This is a genomic window from Pseudomonas sp. NBRC 111127, from assembly GCF_001320345.1.
In the GTDB taxonomy this organism is placed as follows: Bacteria; Pseudomonadota; Gammaproteobacteria; order Pseudomonadales; family Pseudomonadaceae; genus Aquipseudomonas; species Aquipseudomonas juntendi.
Genome location: NZ_BCBD01000069.1, coordinates 1 through 20,444 on the forward strand (window position 1 = coordinate 1; position 20,444 = coordinate 20,444).

Annotated in this window: 23 protein-coding genes; 21 read left to right on the forward strand and 2 right to left on the reverse strand. The window is 60.0% G+C overall.

Features of this window, described 5'->3' with window-relative positions; genetic code table 11:
- The 15 genes from rpsH to bfr all read left to right on the forward strand — a co-directional run.
- A partial coding sequence (gene rpsH / locus APH30_RS14250) for a 30S ribosomal protein S8 (protein ID WP_082416170.1) occupies window positions 1-91 on the forward strand: 91 nt, incomplete at its 5' end.
- A gap of 12 nt (window positions 92-103) precedes the next feature.
- On the forward strand, window positions 104-637 hold the full coding sequence (gene rplF, locus APH30_RS14255) for a 50S ribosomal protein L6 (protein WP_009681972.1): 534 nt from the start codon (window positions 104-106) through the stop codon (window positions 635-637).
- Window positions 638-647: 10 nt separating this feature from the next.
- Window positions 648-998 (forward strand): 50S ribosomal protein L18, encoded by a 351-nt coding sequence (gene rplR, locus APH30_RS14260; RefSeq protein ID WP_009681973.1) that lies wholly within the window; start codon window positions 648-650, stop codon window positions 996-998.
- A gap of 3 nt (window positions 999-1,001) precedes the next feature.
- On the forward strand, window positions 1,002-1,502 hold the full coding sequence (gene rpsE, locus APH30_RS14265; protein ID WP_003255465.1) for a 30S ribosomal protein S5: 501 nt from the start codon (window positions 1,002-1,004) through the stop codon (window positions 1,500-1,502).
- Window positions 1,503-1,504: 2 nt separating this feature from the next.
- A complete protein-coding gene (gene rpmD / locus APH30_RS14270) occupies window positions 1,505-1,681 on the forward strand; it encodes a 50S ribosomal protein L30 (protein ID WP_003255463.1) in 177 nt (58 codons plus the stop codon).
- A 3-nt stretch (window positions 1,682-1,684) separates the two neighbouring features.
- Entirely contained in the window at window positions 1,685-2,119 is a 435-nt protein-coding gene (gene rplO, locus APH30_RS14275; RefSeq protein WP_003255461.1) for a 50S ribosomal protein L15, read from the forward strand.
- Window positions 2,120-3,451 (forward strand): preprotein translocase subunit SecY, encoded by a 1,332-nt coding sequence (gene secY, locus APH30_RS14280; protein WP_003257108.1) that lies wholly within the window; start codon window positions 2,120-2,122, stop codon window positions 3,449-3,451.
- Between the two features lie 28 nt (window positions 3,452-3,479).
- On the forward strand, window positions 3,480-3,596 hold the full coding sequence (gene rpmJ, locus APH30_RS14285; protein WP_002555468.1) for a 50S ribosomal protein L36: 117 nt from the start codon (window positions 3,480-3,482) through the stop codon (window positions 3,594-3,596).
- A 131-nt stretch (window positions 3,597-3,727) separates the two neighbouring features.
- A complete protein-coding gene (gene rpsM / locus APH30_RS14290) occupies window positions 3,728-4,084 on the forward strand; it encodes a 30S ribosomal protein S13 (RefSeq protein ID WP_009681976.1) in 357 nt (118 codons plus the stop codon).
- A gap of 18 nt (window positions 4,085-4,102) precedes the next feature.
- Entirely contained in the window at window positions 4,103-4,492 is a 390-nt protein-coding gene (rpsK, locus tag APH30_RS14295; protein ID WP_003255454.1) for a 30S ribosomal protein S11, read from the forward strand.
- A gap of 15 nt (window positions 4,493-4,507) precedes the next feature.
- A complete protein-coding gene (gene rpsD, locus APH30_RS14300; RefSeq protein ID WP_009681977.1) occupies window positions 4,508-5,128 on the forward strand; it encodes a 30S ribosomal protein S4 in 621 nt (206 codons plus the stop codon).
- 22 nt (window positions 5,129-5,150) lie between these two features.
- A complete protein-coding gene (gene rpoA, locus APH30_RS14305) occupies window positions 5,151-6,152 on the forward strand; it encodes a DNA-directed RNA polymerase subunit alpha (RefSeq protein ID WP_003255452.1) in 1,002 nt (333 codons plus the stop codon).
- Between the two features lie 42 nt (window positions 6,153-6,194).
- Complete coding sequence (rplQ, locus tag APH30_RS14310; RefSeq protein WP_003255451.1) at window positions 6,195-6,581, forward strand: 50S ribosomal protein L17; 387 nt, start codon at window positions 6,195-6,197, stop codon at window positions 6,579-6,581.
- 172 nt (window positions 6,582-6,753) lie between these two features.
- Window positions 6,754-8,193: a catalase gene (locus tag APH30_RS14315; protein WP_054912904.1), complete on the forward strand. Its 1,440-nt coding sequence runs from the start codon at window positions 6,754-6,756 to the stop codon at window positions 8,191-8,193.
- Between the two features lie 162 nt (window positions 8,194-8,355).
- Window positions 8,356-8,820 (forward strand): bacterioferritin, encoded by a 465-nt coding sequence (gene bfr, locus APH30_RS14320; RefSeq protein WP_009681979.1) that lies wholly within the window; start codon window positions 8,356-8,358, stop codon window positions 8,818-8,820.
- Between the two features lie 134 nt (window positions 8,821-8,954).
- Here the strand turns inward: bfr and uvrA are convergent, their stop codons facing one another.
- Entirely contained in the window at window positions 8,955-11,789 is a 2,835-nt protein-coding gene (uvrA, locus tag APH30_RS14325; protein ID WP_029885054.1) for an excinuclease ABC subunit UvrA, read from the reverse strand.
- 129 nt (window positions 11,790-11,918) lie between these two features.
- Here uvrA and APH30_RS14330 point away from each other — a divergent pair, with 129 nt between their 5' ends.
- Window positions 11,919-13,313, forward strand: a complete 1,395-nt coding sequence (locus APH30_RS14330; RefSeq protein ID WP_054912905.1) for an MFS transporter — start codon at window positions 11,919-11,921, stop codon at window positions 13,311-13,313.
- Between the two features lie 9 nt (window positions 13,314-13,322).
- Entirely contained in the window at window positions 13,323-13,871 is a 549-nt protein-coding gene (locus tag APH30_RS14335) for a single-stranded DNA-binding protein (protein ID WP_009681967.1), read from the forward strand.
- Between the two features lie 87 nt (window positions 13,872-13,958).
- Here the strand turns inward: APH30_RS14335 and APH30_RS14340 are convergent, their stop codons facing one another.
- Window positions 13,959-14,459: a heme-binding protein gene (locus APH30_RS14340; RefSeq protein ID WP_082416171.1), complete on the reverse strand. Its 501-nt coding sequence runs from the start codon at window positions 14,457-14,459 to the stop codon at window positions 13,959-13,961.
- A 244-nt stretch (window positions 14,460-14,703) separates the two neighbouring features.
- On the opposite strand from APH30_RS14340, the gene fdnG reads away from it, so the two are divergent.
- Genes fdnG through fdhE form a run of 4 tightly spaced genes read left to right on the forward strand, consistent with a single transcriptional unit; the run spans window position 14,704 to window position 20,300 of the window.
- On the forward strand, window positions 14,704-17,772 hold the full coding sequence (fdnG, locus tag APH30_RS14350; RefSeq protein ID WP_156326471.1) for a formate dehydrogenase-N subunit alpha: 3,069 nt from the start codon (window positions 14,704-14,706) through the stop codon (window positions 17,770-17,772).
- Entirely contained in the window at window positions 17,772-18,722 is a 951-nt protein-coding gene (gene fdxH, locus APH30_RS14355; protein WP_009685687.1) for a formate dehydrogenase subunit beta, read from the forward strand. Before fdnG ends, fdxH begins: the two co-directional genes overlap by 1 nt.
- Window positions 18,719-19,375 (forward strand): formate dehydrogenase subunit gamma, encoded by a 657-nt coding sequence (locus APH30_RS14360; protein WP_054912907.1) that lies wholly within the window; start codon window positions 18,719-18,721, stop codon window positions 19,373-19,375. Before fdxH ends, APH30_RS14360 begins: the two co-directional genes overlap by 4 nt.
- A 4-nt stretch (window positions 19,376-19,379) precedes the next feature.
- On the forward strand, window positions 19,380-20,300 hold the full coding sequence (gene fdhE / locus APH30_RS14365) for a formate dehydrogenase accessory protein FdhE (RefSeq protein ID WP_009685689.1): 921 nt from the start codon (window positions 19,380-19,382) through the stop codon (window positions 20,298-20,300).
- Window positions 20,301-20,444: the final 144 nt, after the last annotated feature.

The following is a 20,444-nucleotide window of genomic DNA, read 5'->3' on the forward strand; positions in this document are numbered from 1 at the left end:
GTCTATCGTCTCCACCAACAAAGGTGTGATGACTGATCGCGCTGCGCGCGCTGCCGGTGTCGGCGGCGAAGTTCTGTGCACAGTGTTCTAAGGGGAGATAGGCATGTCTCGCGTCGCTAAGAACCCCGTTAAGCTGCCAGCAGGCGTCGAAGTCAAATTCGCCGGCCAGCAGCTTTCGGTGAAGGGTGCCAAAGGCACTCTCGAACTGAACGTTCACTCGTCTGTTGAAGTTACCGAAGAATCTGGCGAGCTGCGTTTCGTCGCTCGCAACGGTGACCAGCAAGCTCGCGCCATGGCCGGTACCACCCGCGCTCTGGTGAACAACATGGTCCAAGGCGTAAGCCAAGGCTTCGAGCGCAAGCTCCAGCTGGTCGGTGTTGGTTACAAGGCACAGGCTAAAGGCACCGTCCTGAACCTGGCTCTGGGCTTCTCGCACCCAGTGGACTACGAACTGCCAGCCGGTATCACCGCTGAAACCCCAAGCCAGACCGACATCCTGATCAAGGGTATCGACAAGCAGCTGGTGGGTCAGGTGGCCGCTGAAATCCGCGACTTCCGTCCGCCAGAGCCTTACAAAGGTAAAGGTGTGCGTTACGCGGACGAAGTAGTCCGTCGTAAAGAAGCCAAGAAGAAGTAGGGCCTAGTAAATGACCGACAAAAAAGTTATTCGACTGCGTCGCGCTCGCAAAGCACGTCTCAAGATGCACGAACTCGAAGTCGTGCGCCTGTGCGTGTTCCGCTCCTCGCAGCACATCTACGCCCAGGTCATTTCGGCCGACGGCAGCAAGGTTCTGGCAAGCGCCTCGACCTTGGACAAAGAACTGCGTGATGGCGCCACTGGCAACATCGACGCGGCCACTAAGGTTGGCAAGCTGGTAGCTGAGCGTGCGAAAGCCGCCGGTGTATCTCAAGTTGCCTTTGACCGTTCCGGCTTCAAGTACCATGGCCGCGTCAAAGCGCTGGCTGATGCTGCTCGTGAAGGCGGGCTGGAGTTCTAAGTTATGGCAAATAACGATCAAAAGCGCGACGAAGGCTACATCGAGAAGCTGGTTCAAGTTAACCGCGTTGCCAAAACCGTAAAAGGCGGCCGTATCTTCACCTTCACCGCGCTGACCGTGGTAGGTGATGGTAAAGGTCGTGTCGGCTTCGGCCGTGGCAAATCGCGCGAAGTACCAGCCGCGATCCAGAAAGCCATGGAAGCTGCCCGTCGCAACATGATCCAGGTTGACCTGAAGGGCACTACCCTGCAGTACGCCACCAAGGCTGCCCACGGCGCCTCGAAGGTTTACATGCAGCCTGCTTCGGAAGGTACCGGTATCATCGCCGGTGGCGCAATGCGTGCTGTCCTGGAAGTTGCTGGTGTTCAGAACGTTCTGGCCAAGTGCTACGGTTCGACCAACCCAGTGAACGTGGTTTACGCCACCTTCAAGGGTCTGAAAGCCATGCAATCTCCTGAATCCATTGCTGCCAAGCGCGGCAAGAGCGTCGAGGAGATCTTCTGATCATGGCAACCGTAAAAGTAACGCTGATCAAGAGCGTCTCGGGCCGTCTGCCTAACCACAAACTGTGTGTTAAAGGCCTGGGTCTGCGTCGCATCGGTCACACTGTAGAAGTCCAGGATACTCCCGAGAACCGCGGGATGATCAACAAGGCTTACTACATGCTGAAGGTCGAGGGCTAATCGATGAAACTCAATGATCTGAGTCCAGCGCCGGGTTCCCGTCGCGAGAAGCATCGTCCAGGTCGTGGTATCGGTAGCGGTCTGGGTAAGACCGGCGGCCGTGGCCACAAAGGTCAGACTTCCCGTTCGGGTGGTTCGATCGCTCCTGGCTTCGAAGGCGGTCAACAGCCGCTGCACCGTCGTCTGCCGAAGTTCGGCTTCGTTTCCCTGAAAGCCATGGACCGCGCTGAAGTGCGTCTGTCCGAGCTGGCCAAAGTGGAAGGCGACGTGATCTCCGTGCAATCCCTGAAGGATGCCAACGTGATCAACCAGCACATTCAGCGTGTGAAAATCATGCTGTCTGGCGAAGTTACTCGCGCAGTCACCATCAAGGGTATCGCAGCCACCAAGGGTGCGCGTGCGGCTATCGAAGCAGCTGGCGGCAAATTCGAGGAATAAATGGCTAAGCAAGGTGCTCTCTCTTCGCTCGGTAAGGGCGGGATGTCGGAACTCTGGGCTCGTCTGCGCTTTCTGTTCATGGCGATCATCGTCTATCGGATAGGCGCACATATCCCGGTACCTGGCATCAATCCGGACCGTCTGGCGGATCTGTTTCGGCAGAATGAGGGGACCATTCTTAGCTTGTTCAACATGTTTTCCGGTGGCGCGCTCGAGCGCATGAGCATCTTTGCACTGGGGATCATGCCGTACATCTCGGCATCGATCATCATGCAGCTGATGACTGCGGTCAGCCCGCAACTGGAGCAGTTGAAGAAGGAAGGTGAAGCTGGCCGTCGCAAGATCAGCCAGTACACCCGCTACGGCACCGTTATCCTGGCACTGGTTCAAGCCATTGGCATGTCCATTGGCCTGGCCAACCAGGGCGTGGCGTTTTCTGTAGGCCTGGGCTTCCATGTCGTCGCCGTCTCCACCTTCGTGGCGGGCGCGATGTTCATGATGTGGCTGGGCGAGCAGATCACCGAGCGCGGTGTGGGCAACGGTATCTCGATGTTGATCTTCGCGGGTATCGTTGCCGGTCTTCCGAGAGCAATCGGGCAGTCTTTCGAGTCTGCACGCACAGGCGATATCAACATTTTCGCCCTGGTCGCAATCGGTTTGCTGGCAGTAGCGATTATCGGTTTCGTGGTGTTCATTGAGCGTGGTCAGCGTCGTATCGCCGTTCACTACGCCAAGCGTCAGCAGGGCCGCAAGGTCTTCGCTGCGCAGACCAGCCACTTGCCGTTGAAGGTGAACATGGCGGGGGTTATCCCGGCCATTTTCGCGAGCAGCATTTTGCTGTTCCCGGCTTCGCTGGGTGCCTGGTTCGGTCAGTCCGAAGGTATGGGCTGGCTGCAGGACATCTCGCAGTCGATCGCTCCTGGTCAGCCGTTGAACATTCTGCTGTTTAGTGCAGGGATCATTTTCTTCTGCTTCTTCTACACAGCGTTGATGTTCAACCCGAAAGACGTAGCGGAAAACCTGAAGAAGTCCGGTGCCTTTATTCCGGGTATCCGTCCTGGTGAGCAGTCGGCGCGCTACATTGATGGCGTACTGACCCGTTTGACCATGTTCGGTGCTCTTTACATGATGGCCGTCTGCCTTCTGCCCCAGTTCCTGGTGGTGGCAGCAAATGTGCCGTTCTACCTTGGCGGGACCTCGTTGCTGATTGTGGTAGTGGTTGTGATGGACTTCATGTCCCAAGTACAATCGCACCTCGTTTCGCACCAGTACGAATCCCTGATGAAGAAAGCCAACCTGAAAGGCTACGGTGGCAGCGGCCTGCTGCGCTGATACGCCCCTAAGGTTCGAGGAGTCGGTAATGAAAGTTCGTGCATCGGTGAAAAAGCTGTGCCGTAACTGCAAGATCATCCGTCGCGAAGGCGTCGTACGAGTGATCTGCAGCGCGGAACCGCGTCACAAACAGCGCCAAGGCTGAGTGTGATCTGCGCTTCAAACCCAGCAGCTAGTGTGCTGCTGGGTTGATTATTCGTTTCTACAGCGATATTATCTCGCGCCCTATTTCTTGGCTTCCGGGGCGTAGGTAGCTGTCAATTGGAGTCCCACTGAATGGCCCGTATTGCAGGCGTCAACATTCCAGATAACAAGCATACTGTTATCTCGCTGACCTACATCTATGGTGTCGGTCGCACAACTGCACAGAAGATCTGTGTAGACGCTGGTGTAAACCCAGCCGCAAAGATCAAGGATCTGAGCGACGAGCAAATCGAAACCCTGCGTGGCGAAGTCGCGAAGTTCACCACTGAAGGTGACCTGCGTCGTGACGTCAACATGAAGATCAAGCGCTTGATGGACCTGGGTTGCTACCGCGGCCTGCGTCATCGTAAAGGTCTGCCGGTTCGCGGTCAGCGCACCAAGACCAACGCACGCACCCGTAAGGGCCCGCGTAAGCCGATCCGCAAGTAATCGCCCAGGAATATAGACATGGCAAAACCTGCTGCTCGTCCTCGTAAAAAAGTTAAAAAGACAGTGGTTGATGGCATCGCCCACATCCATGCATCTTTCAACAACACCATCGTGACCATCACCGACCGTCAGGGCAATGCTTTGTCCTGGGCGACCTCCGGTGGTTCGGGTTTCCGTGGTTCGCGCAAATCCACCCCGTTCGCAGCTCAGATTGCTGCTGAGCGTGCTGGTCAAGCTGCGCTGGAATACGGTCTGAAAAACCTCGACGTAAACGTCAAGGGTCCAGGTCCAGGTCGTGAGTCCGCCGTTCGTGCATTGAACAGCTGCGGCTACAAGATCGCCAGCATCACCGACGTGACGCCTATCCCGCACAACGGGTGCCGTCCGCCGAAGAAGCGTCGCGTGTAATCAGGAGACAGAAGAATGGCACGTTACATTGGTCCAAAATGCAAACTGTCTCGTCGTGAAGGCACTGACCTGTTCCTGAAGAGCGGCGTTCGCGCTCTGGAATCGAAGTGCAACATCGAAGCAGCCCCAGGTATCCACGGCCAGCGCCGTGGCCGTCAGTCCGACTACGGCACCCAGCTGCGTGAGAAACAAAAAGTTCGTCGTATCTACGGTGTTCTGGAGCGTCAGTTCCGCGGTTACTACCAAGCTGCTGCCTCGAAAAAAGGCGCAACCGGTGAGAACCTGCTGCAACTGCTCGAGTGCCGTCTGGATAACGTCGTTTACCGTATGGGCTTCGGCTCGACTCGTTCCGAGTCCCGTCAGCTGGTTTCGCACAAAGCGATCAGCGTCAACGGTAAAACTGTAAACATTCCATCCTACCAAGTTCGTCCGGGTGACGTGGTCGCGGTTCGCGAGAAGTCGCTGAGCCAGCTGCGCATTGTTCAAGCCCTTGAACTCTGCGCCCAGCGTGGCCGCGTTGAGTGGGTTGACGTGGATGCTGCCAAAAAGTCGGGCGTTTTCAAGAACGTTCCTGCTCGCAGCGACCTGTCTGCCGACATCAACGAGAACCTGATTGTCGAGCTCTACTCCAAGTAAGGGCTAGAAAATAGGTGCATCCATGCAGATTTCGGTAAATGAGTTCCTGACTCCCCGCCATATTGATGTGCAGGTAGTCAGTCCGACCCGCGCCAAGATTACGCTCGAGCCTCTCGAGCGTGGTTTCGGCCATACCCTGGGCAACGCGCTGCGCCGCATCCTGTTGTCCTCCATGCCTGGCTGTGCAGTAGTCGAGGCCGAGATCGATGGCGTACTCCATGAGTACTCCGCGATCGAAGGTGTTCAGGAAGACGTCATTGAAATCCTGTTGAACCTGAAAGGCCTGGCTATCAAACTGCACGGTCGTGACGAAGTTACGCTGACCTTGTCGAAAAAGGGTTCGGGGGTGGTTACCGCTGCCGATATTCAGCTGGATCACGATGTCGAGATCGTCAACCCCGATCACGTAATCGCGAACCTGGCGTCGAACGGCGCCCTGAACATGAAGCTCACTGTAGCTCGTGGTCGTGGTTACGAGCCGGCCGACTCCCGTCAAACCGACGAAGACGAAAGCCGTAGCATTGGCCGTCTGCAGTTGGACGCTTCGTTCAGCCCGGTGCGTCGTATCGCCTATGTGGTCGAGAACGCCCGTGTTGAACAGCGTACCAACCTGGACAAACTGGTCATTGATCTGGAAACCAACGGCACCCTGGACCCTGAAGAGGCTATCCGCCGCGCTGCGACCATCCTGCAACAGCAGTTGGCCGCGTTCGTCGACCTCAAAGGTGATAGCGAGCCTGTCGTAGTCGAGCAGGAAGACGAGATCGATCCGATCCTGCTGCGTCCGGTTGACGACCTGGAACTGACTGTACGTTCGGCCAACTGCCTGAAGGCGGAGAACATCTACTACATCGGCGACCTGATTCAGCGTACCGAAGTAGAGTTGTTGAAAACTCCTAACCTCGGCAAGAAGTCCCTGACTGAAATCAAGGACGTCCTGGCCTCTCGTGGTCTGTCTCTCGGCATGCGCCTCGACAACTGGCCGCCTGCAAGTCTTAAGAAAGACGACAAGGCGACCGCCTGATCGTCGTAATCACCGAACGTAGTGTTTGGTAAGGAATGAATCATGCGTCATCGTAAAAGTGGACGTCACCTGAGCCGTACCAGCTCTCACCGCAAGGCTATGTTCCAGAACATGGCAGTGTCGCTGATCGAGCACGAGCTGATCAAAACCACCCTGCCGAAAGCCAAGGAACTGCGCCGCGTTGCCGAGCCGCTGATCACCCTGGCCAAGGAAGACAGCGTTGCTAACCGTCGTCTGGCCTTCGACCGTACCCGTTCGAAGTCCGCTGTTGGCAAACTGTTCAACGACCTGGGCAAGCGTTACGCCACCCGCCAGGGCGGCTACCTGCGCATCCTGAAGTGCGGTTTCCGCGCTGGCGACAACGCGCCTATGGCGTACGTCGAGCTGGTTGATCGTCCGGTCGGCGGTGCTGTAGAAGCTGCTGAGTAAGACGTTCTGTCTGCTACAAGGAACCGGGCCTAGTGCCCGGTTTTTTGTGTCTGCAGCTATTGTTTATTTCTATTGATACAAGTCAGCCAATGAATTTGTTCTGGCAGCCTGGCTCATCGATACTCTCCCCATAGCCGATCAGCCGGCGTTCGAAGACCGATAAGGAGAGCCCATGAGCAAGACTCTTACCACCGCCAGCGGTGCACCAGTAGCCGACAACCAGAACTCCCGCTCCGCCGGCCCACGTGGCCCATTGTTGCTCGACGACTTCCACCTCATCGAGAAGCTCGCCCATTTCAATCGCGAGAACATTCCGGAGCGCCGCGTACACGCCAAGGGTTCGGGTGCGTACGGCACCTTCACCGTCACCCGCGATATAACGGCCTACACCAGCGCCAAGCTTTTCGGCGAAATCGGCAAGCAAACCGAAACCTTCCTGCGTTTTTCCACCGTTGGTGGCGAGCGTGGTTCAGCCGATACCGAGCGTGACCCGCGCGGCTTCGCTGTCAAGTTTTACACCGAAGAAGGCAACTGGGACATTGTGGGCAACAACACCCCCGTGTTCTTCATTCGCGACCCGTTGAAGTTCCCGGACTTTATCCACACCCAGAAGCGCCACCCACAGACCAACCTCAAGAATGCCCAGATGATGTGGGACTTCTGGTCGCATTCGCCTGAAGCGCTGCATCAGGTGACCATTCTGTTCTCGGATAGAGGCATCCCGGATGGCTATCGCCACATGCACGGCTTTGGCAGCCACACCTACAGCCTGATCAACCAGAAAGGCGAGCGCACCTGGGTGAAGTGGCACTTCAAGACCCAGCAAGGCATCAAGAACCTCGCCTCCGCAGAAGCGGCACGCCTGGCCGGTACCGATCCGGACTATGCTCAGCGCGACTTGTTTGCAGCCATCGAGCGTGGTGACTACCCGCGTTGGACCGTGTGCATGCAGGTCATGAGCGAAGCAGAGGCGGCGAGCCGTGAGGAAAACCCGTTCGACGTCACCAAAACCTGGTCGCAGAAGGACTACCCGCTGATCGAGGTGGGGGTGCTGGAGCTTAACCGGAACCCGCTCAACTATTTCGCTGAAGTCGAGCAAGCAGCGTTTGGGCCTAGCAACATGGTGCCTGGCGTTGGTCTGTCACCCGACCGCATGCTGCAGGGCCGCGTATTCGCCTACGCTGACGCCCACCGCTACCGTGTCGGTACCAACCACCAGCAACTGCCGGTGAATGCACCGCGCTGCGCGGTGAACAGCTACCAGCGCGACGGCTCCATGGCGACCGGCAGTTATGGTGCGGCGCCGAATTACGAGCCTAACAGCTACGCCGACGCACCCAAGCAGTCACCGCGTCACGCTGAACCTGCACTGGCGCTCACCGGTGCAGCGGACCGCCATGATCACCGTGAGGACAACGACTACTACAGCCACGCCGGCGCGCTGTTCCGCTTGATGAGCAACGAGCAGAAGGCGCTGCTGATCAGCAACATCGCCGGGGCGATGGCAGGGGTCAGTGACGATGTCATCCAGCGCCAGTTGCAGTATTTCTTCATGGCTGACCCGGCCTATGGCGAAGGTATCGCCAAGGCGTTGGGCGTGAAACTCGCTTAACTCGAAGTGATAAGAAGAACCGCCCTCATTTGGGCGGTTTTTCAATGAATATCACTACTGTTTAGCCGATTTTTTGCCCGGATTGCGCCTTTTTCAGTGACCTTCGGCAAAAGCTGGTTCACACTATGCGGCATAGAAGCTTCCACATGGAGAAACAGGGCGATGCAAGGCCATCCGGACGTAATCAACTACCTCGTCACGCTGCTGAAGGGCGAACTGGCGGCACGCGACCAGTACTTCATTCATTCGCGCATGTACGAAGACTGGGGCCTGTCCAAACTCTACGAGCGTATCAACCACGAGATGGAAGAAGAGGCGCAACACGCTGATGCGCTGATGCGTCGTATCCTCATGCTGGAAGGTACGCCTGACATGCGTGCAGACGACTTGGAAGTCGGCAGCACCGTGCCGGAAATGATCGAAGCCGACCTCAAGCTTGAATACAAAGTGCGCGCTGCGTTGTGCAAAGGCATCGAGTTGTGCGAATTGCACAAGGACTATGTCAGCCGCGACATTCTGCGTGCGCAGTTGGCCGACACTGAAGAAGATCATACCTACTGGCTGGAAAAGCAGCAGGGGCTGATCAAGGCCATTGGCCTGGAGAACTACCTGCAATCGCAGATGTAATAGCCGAGGGCTGCTTAGCAGCCCATCGCGACACAAGGCCGCTCCTACGGGCGATCGCGCAACCCAAAGGTTCATGCGATCGCCTGTAGGAGCGGCCTTGTGTCGCGATGGGGCGCAAAGCGCCCCCAAATGCCTTAGGCCCGATCCCGCTCCAGCAGCGGTTTCAAGTAATGCCCGGTATACGACTGTTTCATCTCGCTCAGTTCTTCCGGCGTACCGCAGGCAATGATCTGCCCACCCTTGGAGCCACCCTCTGGCCCCAGGTCCACCAGCCAGTCGGCCGTCTTGATCACATCCAGGTTGTGCTCGATCACCACCACGGTGTTGCCGTGGTCGCGCAGGCGGTGCAGCACATCCAGCAACTGCTGAATATCGGCAAAGTGCAGGCCAGTAGTCGGCTCGTCGAGGATATACAGGGTCTTGCCGGTGTCACGCTTGGACAGCTCGCGGGACAGCTTGACCCGTTGCGCCTCGCCGCCGGACAGGGTGGTCGCCGACTGCCCCAGCTTGATGTAGGACAAACCCACGTCCATCAGTGTTTGCAGCTTGCGCGCCAACGCCGGCACCGCATCGAAGAACTCGCGGGCATCCTCGATGGTCATCTCCAGCACCTCGTGGATGTTCTTGCCCTTGTACTTGATCTCCAGGGTCTCGCGGTTGTAGCGCTTGCTCTTGCACACGTCGCAGGGTACGTAGATGTCCGGCAGGAAGTGCATTTCCACCTTGATCAAGCCATCGCCCTGGCAGGCCTCGCAGCGGCCGCCCTTGACGTTGAACGAGAAGCGCCCGGGGCCATAACCGCGGGAGCGCGACTCGGGCACGCCGGAGAACAGCTCACGGATCGGAGTAAAAATGCCGGTGTAGGTAGCCGGGTTCGAGCGCGGGGTACGGCCAATCGGGCTCTGGTCGATATCCACGACCTTGTCCAGGTGCTGCAGGCCGTCCATGCTGCTGTGCGGCGCCGCCTCGATGCTGCTCGCGCCATTCAGGGCGGTCGCTGCCAGCGGGTACAGGGTGTTGTTGATCAGCGTCGACTTGCCCGAGCCAGATACCCCGGTCACGCACGTCAACAAGCCAATCGGCACCTCGAGGTCAACATTCTGCAGGTTGTTACCGCGTGCCCCCTTCAGTTTGAGTTGCAGCTTCTTGTTGCGCGGCGTGCGCTTGGCGGGCACGACGATCTTCTTGCGCCCCGACAGGTATTTGCCCGTCAGCGAGTCAGGATGGTCCATGACCTCCTGCGGCGACCCCTCGGCAACGATCTGCCCGCCATGTACGCCCGCACCTGGGCCGATGTCCACTACGTAGTCCGCCAGGCGGATGGCGTCTTCATCATGCTCCACCACAATGACCGTGTTACCCAGGTCGCGCAGGTGATTGAGCGTCGCCAGCAGGCGGTCGTTGTCGCGTTGATGAAGGCCGATCGACGGTTCGTCGAGAATGTACATCACCCCCACCAGGCCTGCGCCGATCTGGCTGGCCAGGCGGATACGCTGGGCCTCGCCCCCCGACAAGGTGTCGGCACTGCGGTCCAGGGTGAGGTAGTCGAGGCCTACGTTGACCAGGAACTGCAGGCGTTCGCAGATTTCCTTGAGGATTTTCGAGGCAATTTCGCCGCGGCGGCCGGTCAGGGTCAGTTCGGCAAAATAGCTGCTGGCATCGCCAATGGGCAGGTTGGTGACCGCCGGCAGGGTTTTCTCGCCAACCCACACGTGGCGCGCTTCGCGACGCAGGCGGGTGCCGCGGCAGTCCGGGCAGGGCTGGGTGCCGAGGAACTTGGCCAGTTCTTCACGCACGGTGGCCGATTCGGTCTCGCGGTAGCGGCGCTCCAGGTTCGGCACAATGCCTTCGAACGGGTGCGAGCGCTTGACAATATCGCCGCGGTCGTTGAGGTACTTGAAGTCGACACTGTGCTTGCCGCTGCCTTGCAGGATCACCTTCTGGTGCTCGGCAGACAGCTCGCCAAACGGCTCTTCCAGGCTGAAGCCATAGTGCGCCGCCAGTGAGCCGAGCATCTGGAAGTAGTACACGTTGCGGCGGTCCCAGCCGCGGATGGCACCCTCGGCCAAGGTAAGCTCGGCATTGACCAGGCGCTTGGTGTCGAAGAACTGCTTCACACCCAGGCCGTCGCAAGTCGGGCAGGCACCCGCCGGGTTGTTGAAGGAAAACAGCTTGGGCTCCAGCTCGCTGATCGCGTGGCCGCACACCGGGCAGGCGAAACGGGCGGAGAAGATCGTCTCTTCGCCTTGCTCGTCGTCCATCGGTGCCACCAGGGCAATCCCGTCGGCCAGTTTCAGCGCAGTTTCGAACGATTCGGCCAGGCGCTGCTGCAGGTCGGCGCGCACCTTGAAACGGTCCACTACCACATCGATGCTGTGCTTCTTCTGCTTGTCCAGCTTGGGCAACTCATCAAGCTCATAGAGCTTGCCGTTGACCCGGGCGCGCACGAAACCCTGCGCGCGCATTTCATCGAACACTGCCAGGTGCTCGCCCTTGCGCTCGCGCACCACCGGCGCCAGAAGCATCAGCTTGCTGCCTTCGGGGCGCTCCAGCACCAGGTCGACCATCTGGCTGACGGTTTGCGCCTCCAGCGGAATGTCGTGGTCCGGGCAGCGTGGGGTACCGACGCGGGCGTACAGCAGGCGCAGGTAGTCGTAGATCTCGGTGATGGTGCCGACCGTCGAGCGCGGGTTATGCGACGTCGATTTCTGTTCGATGGAGATTGCCGGGGACAGACCTTCGATGGTGTCGACGTCGGGCTTTTCCATCATCGACAGGAATTGCCGGGCGTAGGCCGACAACGATTCCACGTAGCGGCGCTGGCCTTCGGCGTACAGGGTATCGAACGCCAGCGAAGACTTGCCGGAACCGGACAGGCCGGTGATCACGATCAGCTTGTCCCGGGGCAAGGTCAGGTCGATGTTCTTCAGGTTGTGGGTACGTGCCCCACGAATCAGGATCTTGTCCACTGCGGCCTCGCTTGGCGGGCATAAACAAAGAATTATACGGCCCCCTGCCAGTACGCGGCAAAGCGTCGCGTAGATGCCGTCAAGCTGTCGGACTGATAGAATCGCCGCCGGTTCACACGAGGTTACGCCATGCATGACACCCACAACGAGCGCATGAGCAGCAGCGAAACCCGCGCTGCTGGTGGCCTGGCCCTGGTCTTTGCCTTTCGTATGCTGGGCATGTTCATGGTCTTGCCGGTACTGGCCACCTACGGCATGGGCCTGGCCGGTGCCACACCTGCGCTGATTGGCCTGGCCATCGGGGCCTATGGCCTGACCCAGGCGGTATTGCAGATTCCGTTCGGGATGATTTCCGACCGCATCGGGCGGCGCCCGATCATCTACCTGGGGTTGGTGATCTTTGCCTTGGGCAGTGTCCTGGCGGCCCAGGCCGACTCTATCTGGGGGGTGATCGCGGGGCGCATCCTGCAAGGTGCCGGGGCAATTTCGGCTGCCGTCATGGCGCTGCTCTCGGACCTGACCCGTGAACAACACCGGACCAAGGCCATGGCCATGATCGGCATGAGCATCGGCCTGTCGTTTGCCGTGGCCATGGTCGTCGGGCCACTGCTGACAAGTGCCTTTGGTTTGTCAGGATTGTTCCTTGCCACTGCCGGGCTTGCCCTGGTCGGCATCCTGCTGATCGCCTTCGTTGTGCCCAGTACCCACAGCCTTCTGCAGCACCGCGAGTCGGGTGTGGCGCGCAAAGCACTCGGCCCGACCCTGCGTCATCCGGACCTTTTGCGCCTGGACGTGAGCATCTTCGTGCTGCATGCCGTCCTCATGGCCAGCTTCGTCGCGCTGCCCCTGGCCTTCGTCGAGCGTGGCGGGCTGCCAAAAGAGCAGCACTGGTGGGTCTACCTGACCGCACTGTTCATCTCATTTTTTGCAATGGTGCCGTTCATCATCTACGGCGAAAAAAAGCGCAAGATGAAGCGTGTGTTGGCCGGTGCAGTCAGTGTCCTGCTGCTGACAGAGATATACTTCTGGGAGTGGGCTGACGGTTTGCGCGGACTGGTGATTGGCACCGTGGTATTCTTTACCGCATTCAACCTGCTGGAGGCCTCACTGCCTTCGCTGGTGAGCAAGGTGTCGCCTGCCGGTGGCAAGGGCACGGCAATGGGGGTTTATTCCACCAGCCAGTTCCTTGGTGCGGCACTGGGTGGAATTCTGGGTGGCTGGCTGTTCCAGCACGGTGGGTTGGACACGGTATTCCTCGGCTGCGCGGTATTGTGTGCAATCTGGCTGATCGTCGCGTTGTCCATGAACGAGCCGCCGTATGTGACCAGCTTGCGGATGCCGCTGACGCCAGAGGCAGCCCGGGAAGCCGGCCTGACCGAGCGACTGATGGCCGTGCCGGGTGTGACCGACGCTGTGGTGGTTGCTGAGGAAGCGGCCATCTATATCAAACTGGATACGAAAATTTTGGACCGTGCGACCCTCGAGCGACTGGTGAATCCAGCCTCTTCGGCGTGCGAAGCCTAGGAGAACGTTATGGCCCGTGGGGTTAACAAAGTCATTCTGGTCGGCACTTGTGGCCAGGATCCCGAAGTCCGCTACCTGCCCAACGGTAACGCCGTGACCAACCTGAGCCTGGCTACCAGCGAGCAGTGGACCGACAAGCAGTCGGGCCAGAAGGTCGAGCGTACCGAGTGGCACCGTGTGTCGCTGTTCGGCAAGGTTGCCGAAATTGCCGGTGAGTACCTGCGTAAAGGTTCGCAGTGCTACATCGAAGGCAAGCTGCAGACCCGCGAGTGGGAAAAAGACGGCATCAAGCGTTACACCACCGAGATCATCGTCGACATCAACGGCACCATGCAGCTGCTCGGCGGGCGCCCGCAGGGCCAGCAGCAGGGCGGTGATCCGTACAACCAGGGTGGCGGCAACTACAACCAGGGTGGTGGTCAACAGCAGTACAACCAGGCCCCGCCGCGCCAGCAGGCCCAGCGCCCGCAACAGGCCCCTCAGCGCCCGGCGCCACAGCAGCCAGCGCCTCAGCCGGCTGCTGACTTCGATAGCTTCGATGACGATATTCCGTTCTGATCAGAACATCAGGCGGCTAGCGAAACCAGAAACCCAGGGCCTTGGCCCTGGGTTTTTTTATGAATGCGGCAGGCCAGCGCAGTCACCTCAGAGGGTGCTTTCACCACCCAGTTCTTCAAGCGCCACCCGGGTGAACTGCGCATCCAGCTCCGGCGTTGCGCCGCTGATGCCGATGCCGCCGATGTGCAGGCCGTTCTTATCCATGATTGGCAGGCCTCCCTCCAGCAAGGTGAGCCCCGGCAACGATGCATAGGGTTTAGCCGGGTGTGCAGGGCTGTGTTCGCCAGAGGTGGGTAAGGCCAAGGGGAAGCGGGCAGAAGTCTCAGCCTTGAGTTGCGCCAGCTTGATACTGGCTTTGTCTGCGCCGTCCATACGGTGGAAATACTTGGGCTTACCGTGGTTGTCGATGATGCTGATGACGATCGCATGGCCTTGGGCCATGGCCGCCAGTTCGGCGGCTGCCGCCATGTTTCGCGCTTGTTGCGAGGTGAGCGGCGAAGCTGCTTCGTCCGAAGTCGCTGCAGCAGCGGGTGCGAGGATGGCAGTACCGGCGATCAGCAGGCTCAGCAGCAGAGGCTTGGTGTTCATGGGGACAGTTCCTTTGTCGGAATTTTCCTCAATCTAGTAACTTTCTGAGCGGAGTTATGTAGTCCATTTCCGAAAGTGATGAGCCCAGTAACCCGGCATAGTGCTCTCTACCTGACACATGTCATCGCACCTTCTCGATTCTTGACTAGTCTTATCCATTGGCGAGCAGAATTTGGCCCGCCACCGTGACTACCAAGAGGCGCCGGCAATGTTTCGTGCGTCCAAACCTGATCAGGAGTGCACGATGGACCTGAACCGTCGGCAATTCTTCAAGGTCGCCGCTATCGGCCTTGGAGGCTCGAGCCTGGCGGCGTTGGGCATGGCCCCCACGCCAGCCTTTGCCGAGCAGGTGCGCCACTTCAAGCTGGCGCACACCAAAGAGACCCGAAATACCTGCCCGTACTGTTCGGTCGGCTGCGGCCTGATCCTGTACAGCCAGGGCGATGCGGGCAAGAACGTCAAACAGAACATCATTCATATCGAAGGTGACGCCGACCACCCGGTCAACCGCGGCACCCTCTGTCCGAAAGGTGCCGGCCTGCTGGACTTTATCCACAGCCCGAGCCGCCTGCAGTACCCAGAGGTGCGCAAGCCTGGCAGCCAGGAATGGGTACGGGTCAGCTGGGACGAGGCCCTGGACCGCGTTGCCGACCTGATGAAGCAGGACCGTGACGCCAACTTCATCGAGAAGAACGCCCAGGGGCAAACCGTCAACCGCTGGCTCACCACCGGTTTTCTCGCTGCCTCCGCCGCCTCCAGCGAGGCGGGCTACCTGACCCACAAGGTCATCCGCGCAACAGGCATGCTGGGGTTCGATAACCAAGCACGTGTCTGACATGGCCCGACGGTGGCAAGTCTTGCCCCGACGTACGGCCGTGGCGCCATGACCAACCACTGGTCAGATATCGCCAACGCGAATCTGGTCCTGGTGATGGGTGGCAACGCAGCAGAAGCGCATCCGTGCGGCTTCAAATGGGTGACCGAGGCCAAAGCGCACAACAAGGCGCGGCTTATCGTGGTCGACCCGCGATTTACCCGAACGGCTTCGGTGGCCGACTACTACGCGCCAATCCGTACCGGTACCGACATCGCCTTCATGGGTGGTCTGATCAACTACCTGCTGAGCAACGACAAGATCCAGCACGAATACGTGCGCAATTACACCGACGTGTCGTTCATCGTCAAAGAGAACTATGGCTTCGAAGACGGGCTGTTCAGCGGCTACGACGAGGCCAAGCGCGTGTATGCCGACAAGTCCGGCTGGGGTTATGAGCTGGGTGAGGATGGCTACGCCAAGGTCGACCCGACACTGCAGCATCCGCGCTGCGTGTTTCAGCTGATGAAGCAGCACTACAGCCGCTATACCCCGGCGTTGGCGAGCATGACCTGTGGCATGCCGCAGGACGCCATGATGAAAGTCTGGGAAGAGATCGCCAGCTGCTCGGTGCCGGGCAAGACCATGACGATTCTCTACGCTTTGGGTTGGACACAACACTCGATCGGTGCGCAAATCATCCGCAGTGCCGCCATGGTGCAGTTGCTGCTGGGTAACGTGGGCATGCCCGGTGGTGGGGTCAACGCGTTGCGCGGCCACTCCAACATCCAGGGCCTCACCGACCTTGGCCTGCTGTCCAATTCGCTGCCGGGCTACCTGACGCTGGCCGGCGATGCCGAACAGGATTACGCAGCCTATATCGACAAGCGCGCCTCCAAACCGCTGCGCCCGGGGCAGCTGTCTTACTGGCAGAACTACGGCAAGTTCCATGTCAGCCTGATGAAGGCCTGGTACGGTGCCAACGCCACGGCTGAAAACAACTGGGGCTATGACTGGCTGCCCAAGCTGGATGTGCCGGCTTACGATGTGCTGCGCATGTTCGAGATGATGGGCCAGGGCAAGGTCAACGGCTACATGTGCCAAGGCTTCAACCCCATCGCCGCGCTGCCGGACAAGAACCGCGTTACTGCGGCTTTGGCCAAGCTCAAGTGGCTGGTGGTCATGGACCCGCTCGCCACCGAAACCTCGGAGTTCTGGCGCAACATGGGGCCGTTCAACGACGTGGACACGGCCAGTATCCAGACCGAAGTGATCCGCCTGCCCACCACCTGCTTCGCTGAGGAAGATGGCTCGCTGGTCAACAGCAGCCGCTGGCTGCAGTGGCACTGGAAAGGTGCCGACGGGCCGGGCGAAACCCGCACCGACGTGCAGATCATGAGCGAGCTGTTCCTGCGCCTGCGTCAGCGTTACCAGACCGAGGGCGGTACCTACCCTGATGCGATCATGAACATCAGCTGGCCGTACAAGATTGCTGATGAGCCATCCCCCGAGGAATTGGCCAAGGAAATGAACGGCTGGGCGGTCACCGACCTTACCGATGCTGTCGGTGCAGCCCTCAAGGCTGGCCAGCAATTGTCGGGCTTCGGTCAACTCAAGGACGATGGCAGCACGGCATCGGGGTGTTGGATCTTTGCCGGCTGCTGGACCGAGCAGGGCAACCAGATGGCTCGCCGCGATAACAGCGACCCGTACGGCATGCACCAGGTGCAGAATTGGGCCTGGGCTTGGCCGGCCAACCGCCGCATCCTCTACAACCGTGCCTCCAGCGACCCGCAAGGCCAGCCTTGGGATCCGGAAAAGAAACGCCTGGTGTGGTGGAACGGCAAGACCTGGACCGGGACCGACGTGCCCGACTTCAAGGTCGACTCGCCACCCGAGGCGGGGATGAACCCGTTCATCATGAACCCCGAGGGCGTGGCGCGGTTCTTCGCCATCGACAAGATGGCCGAAGGCCCGTTTCCCGAGCACTATGAGCCGTTCGAAACGCCGATTGGCATCAACCCGCTGCACCCGCAGAACAAGAAGGCGATCAGCAACCCGGCCGGGCGCATCTTCGACTCGGTATGGGACACCCTCGGCAAGCACGATGAATTCCCGTACGCGGCGACCACCTACCGGCTGACCGAGCACTTCCACTTCTGGAGCAAGCATTGCCGGCTCAACGCCATCGCCCAGCCCGAGCAGTTCGTCGAGATCGGCGAGGTGCTGGCCAATGAAAAAGGCATCAAGGCTGGCGACCGGGTACGGGTGTCGAGCAAGCGTGGCCATATCGACGCGGTGGCGGTCGTGACCAAGCGGATTCGCCCGCTGCAGGTCAACAACCAGACCGTGCACCAGATCGGCATTCCGCTGCACTGGGGCTTCACCGGCGCAACCCGGCATGGCTACCTGACCAACACCCTGGTGCCATTCCTGGGTGACGGCAACACGCAGACGCCAGAGTCCAAGTCGTTCCTCGTCAAAGTGGAGAAACTCTGATGGCCAGCCAAGACATCATCGCCCGCTCGGCCACCACCACCGTGCCGCCCTCGGTACGCCAGCAGCAGGAAGTCGCCAAGCTGATCGACACCACCAAGTGCATCGGCTGCAAGGCTTGCCAGGTGGCGTGTTCGGAGTGGAACGAACTGCGTGACGAGGTCGGCCACAACCACGGCACCTACGACAATCCCCAGGACCTCACTGCCGAGACCTGGACGCTGATGCGCTTTACCGAGCACGAGCGCGACGACGGCAACCTGGAATGGCTGATCCGCAAGGACGGCTGCATGCATTGTGCCGAGCCAGGCTGCCTCAAGGCGTGCCCAAGCCCAGGGGCGATCATCAAGCATGCCAACGGTATCGTCGACTTCAACCAGGACCACTGCATTGGCTGTGGCTATTGCATCACCGGCTGCCCGTTCAACATTCCGCGCATCTCGCAAAAAGACCACAAGGCGTACAAGTGCACCCTGTGTTCCGACCGCGTGACCGTGGGCCTGGAGCCGGCCTGTGTGAAAACCTGCCCGACCGGGGCAATTGTGTTCGGCACCAAGGACGAGATGAAGGTGCATGCCGCCGAACGCATCGTCGACCTGAAATCGCGTGGCTATGACAACGCCGGGTTGTATGACCCGGATGGCGTCGGCGGTACCCACGTGATGTACGTGTTGCACCATGCCGATACCCCCAAGCTGTATGCCGGCCTGCCGGATCAGCCGGTGATCAGCCCGCTGGTAGGGTTGTGGAAGGGCTTTACCAAGCCCCTGGCGTTGTTGGCGATGGGCGCAGCGGTGCTGGCCGGGTTCTTCCACTATGTGCGGGTCGGGCCACAGCGGGTGGAGGAGGACGAACACCCGGCCGCAGCCGACCCGAGCGTGCAGACAGTGGACCCTGCAGTGCATGTCTATGATCCGAGCAAGCCCGGTGGGCAAGGGGAGCAGCGGCCATGAACGACAACAAACCCATCTTGCGCTACAACGCCAACGAGCGCAGCAACCACTGGCTGGTGGCGATCCTGTTCTTTCTCGCCGGGCTGTCGGGGTTGGCGCTGTTTCACCCGGCACTGTTCTGGCTCAGCAACCTGTTTGGCGGTGGTCCGTGGACGCGCATCCTGCACCCGTTTCTGGGGGTGGCGATGTTCGTGTTCTTCGTTGGCCTGGTGGTGCGCTTCTGGCGGGCCAACTTCATCACCGCGAATGATCGCCTCTGGCTGCGCCGGGTTGACCGGGTAATGCGTAACCAGGAGGAGGGCGTACCGCCAATCGGCAAGTACAACGCCGGGCAGAAGCTGCTGTTCTGGACCCTGCTGGTGTGCATGCTGGTCTTGCTGGTCAGTGGTGTGGTGATCTGGCGAGCGTATTTCAGCCACTGGTTCGGCATCGAGGTAATTCGCCTGTCGGCGTTGCTGCATGCACTGGCGGCCTTCGTGCTGGTCCTCAGCATTATCGTGCACATCTACGCCGGTATCTGGATCAAAGGCTCGATTGGCGCCATGCTGCACGGCTGGGTAAGCCGCGCCTGGGCACGCAAGCACCATGAACTGTGGTACCGCGAAGTGACTGGCGACAAGCCGCCGAGTCATCACGGACGAAAAGAAGGATGAGCGCTTGAGCACGATACTCGAACCTGGGCAGATCGAAGCGTCGGCGGTGATGCCGCCGTTTCTGCACCTGCCGCCGGCCAACCTGTTTGAAGTGCGGGCTGCGCGTTTGGACACGCTGGCCCAGGGCAATGCCCTGGGCGACTACCTGAGGCTGGTTGCGCGGTTGTGCCGTGTGCAGCAGCAGCTTGTGGATAACCCCCCTGGCGCCCTGCCGGTGGCTGAGGCGCGCCAGCGCCTGTGCATAAGCCATGGTTTGCCGCCGCTGGCGGCAGACAGCCTGGTACGTGACGGGGCTTGGCTGGTCTGGCTGCAGGCCTTGCTCGGTCACTTTGGCGACGAACCCCAGGGTCCGTTGGCGGAGGCCTTGCAGGTGCTGCGTGGCAGTGATGACAACCAGCGCAAAGGCTGGGGGTTCGCGTTGCTGGCAGGGCAGTATGACGCGGTGCCGCCCGCACTGGTGCCATTGCTCGGGGCTGCATTGCAGGCGGCCTGGTCCAGTTGGCTGCTGGCATTGCCGGCGCCTGAACTCAAACCCGCTGGCAGCCTGGCCCAGTGCCCGGCCTGCGGCTCGCCGGCGATGGCCGGGGTGGTACGCAACCGTGGCAAGCACAACGGCCTGCGCTATCTGGTGTGCGCGTTGTGTGCCTGTGAATGGCATGTGGTGCGGGTCAAGTGCGTGTACTGCGAGTCGAGCAAGGACTTGCGCTATACCAGCCTTGAGAATGACCGCCATCTACCCGGCAAGGCGCCCCTGCGGGCCGAGTGCTGCCCGGGGTGTGAAAGCTACCTCAAGCAGAACTACCTCGAAAACGACGCAGCGGCCGAGCCCTTGGCCGACGACCTGGCCAGCCTTGCGCTGGACATGCGCCTGGATGAGGAAGGTTTTCATCGCCTGGCGCCCAACCTGATGCTTGCGCCCGGTTAGTGGGTGAGTGTCTACACTGAAAAACCGAGTCGCCTGCTTCGCGGGTGAACCCCTTCCCACAAGACCTGGTACAGGGTCAGACACCTGCGCAGGCTTTTGTGGGGGCGGGCTCACCCGCGAACAGGCCAGTACCGACGACGGATC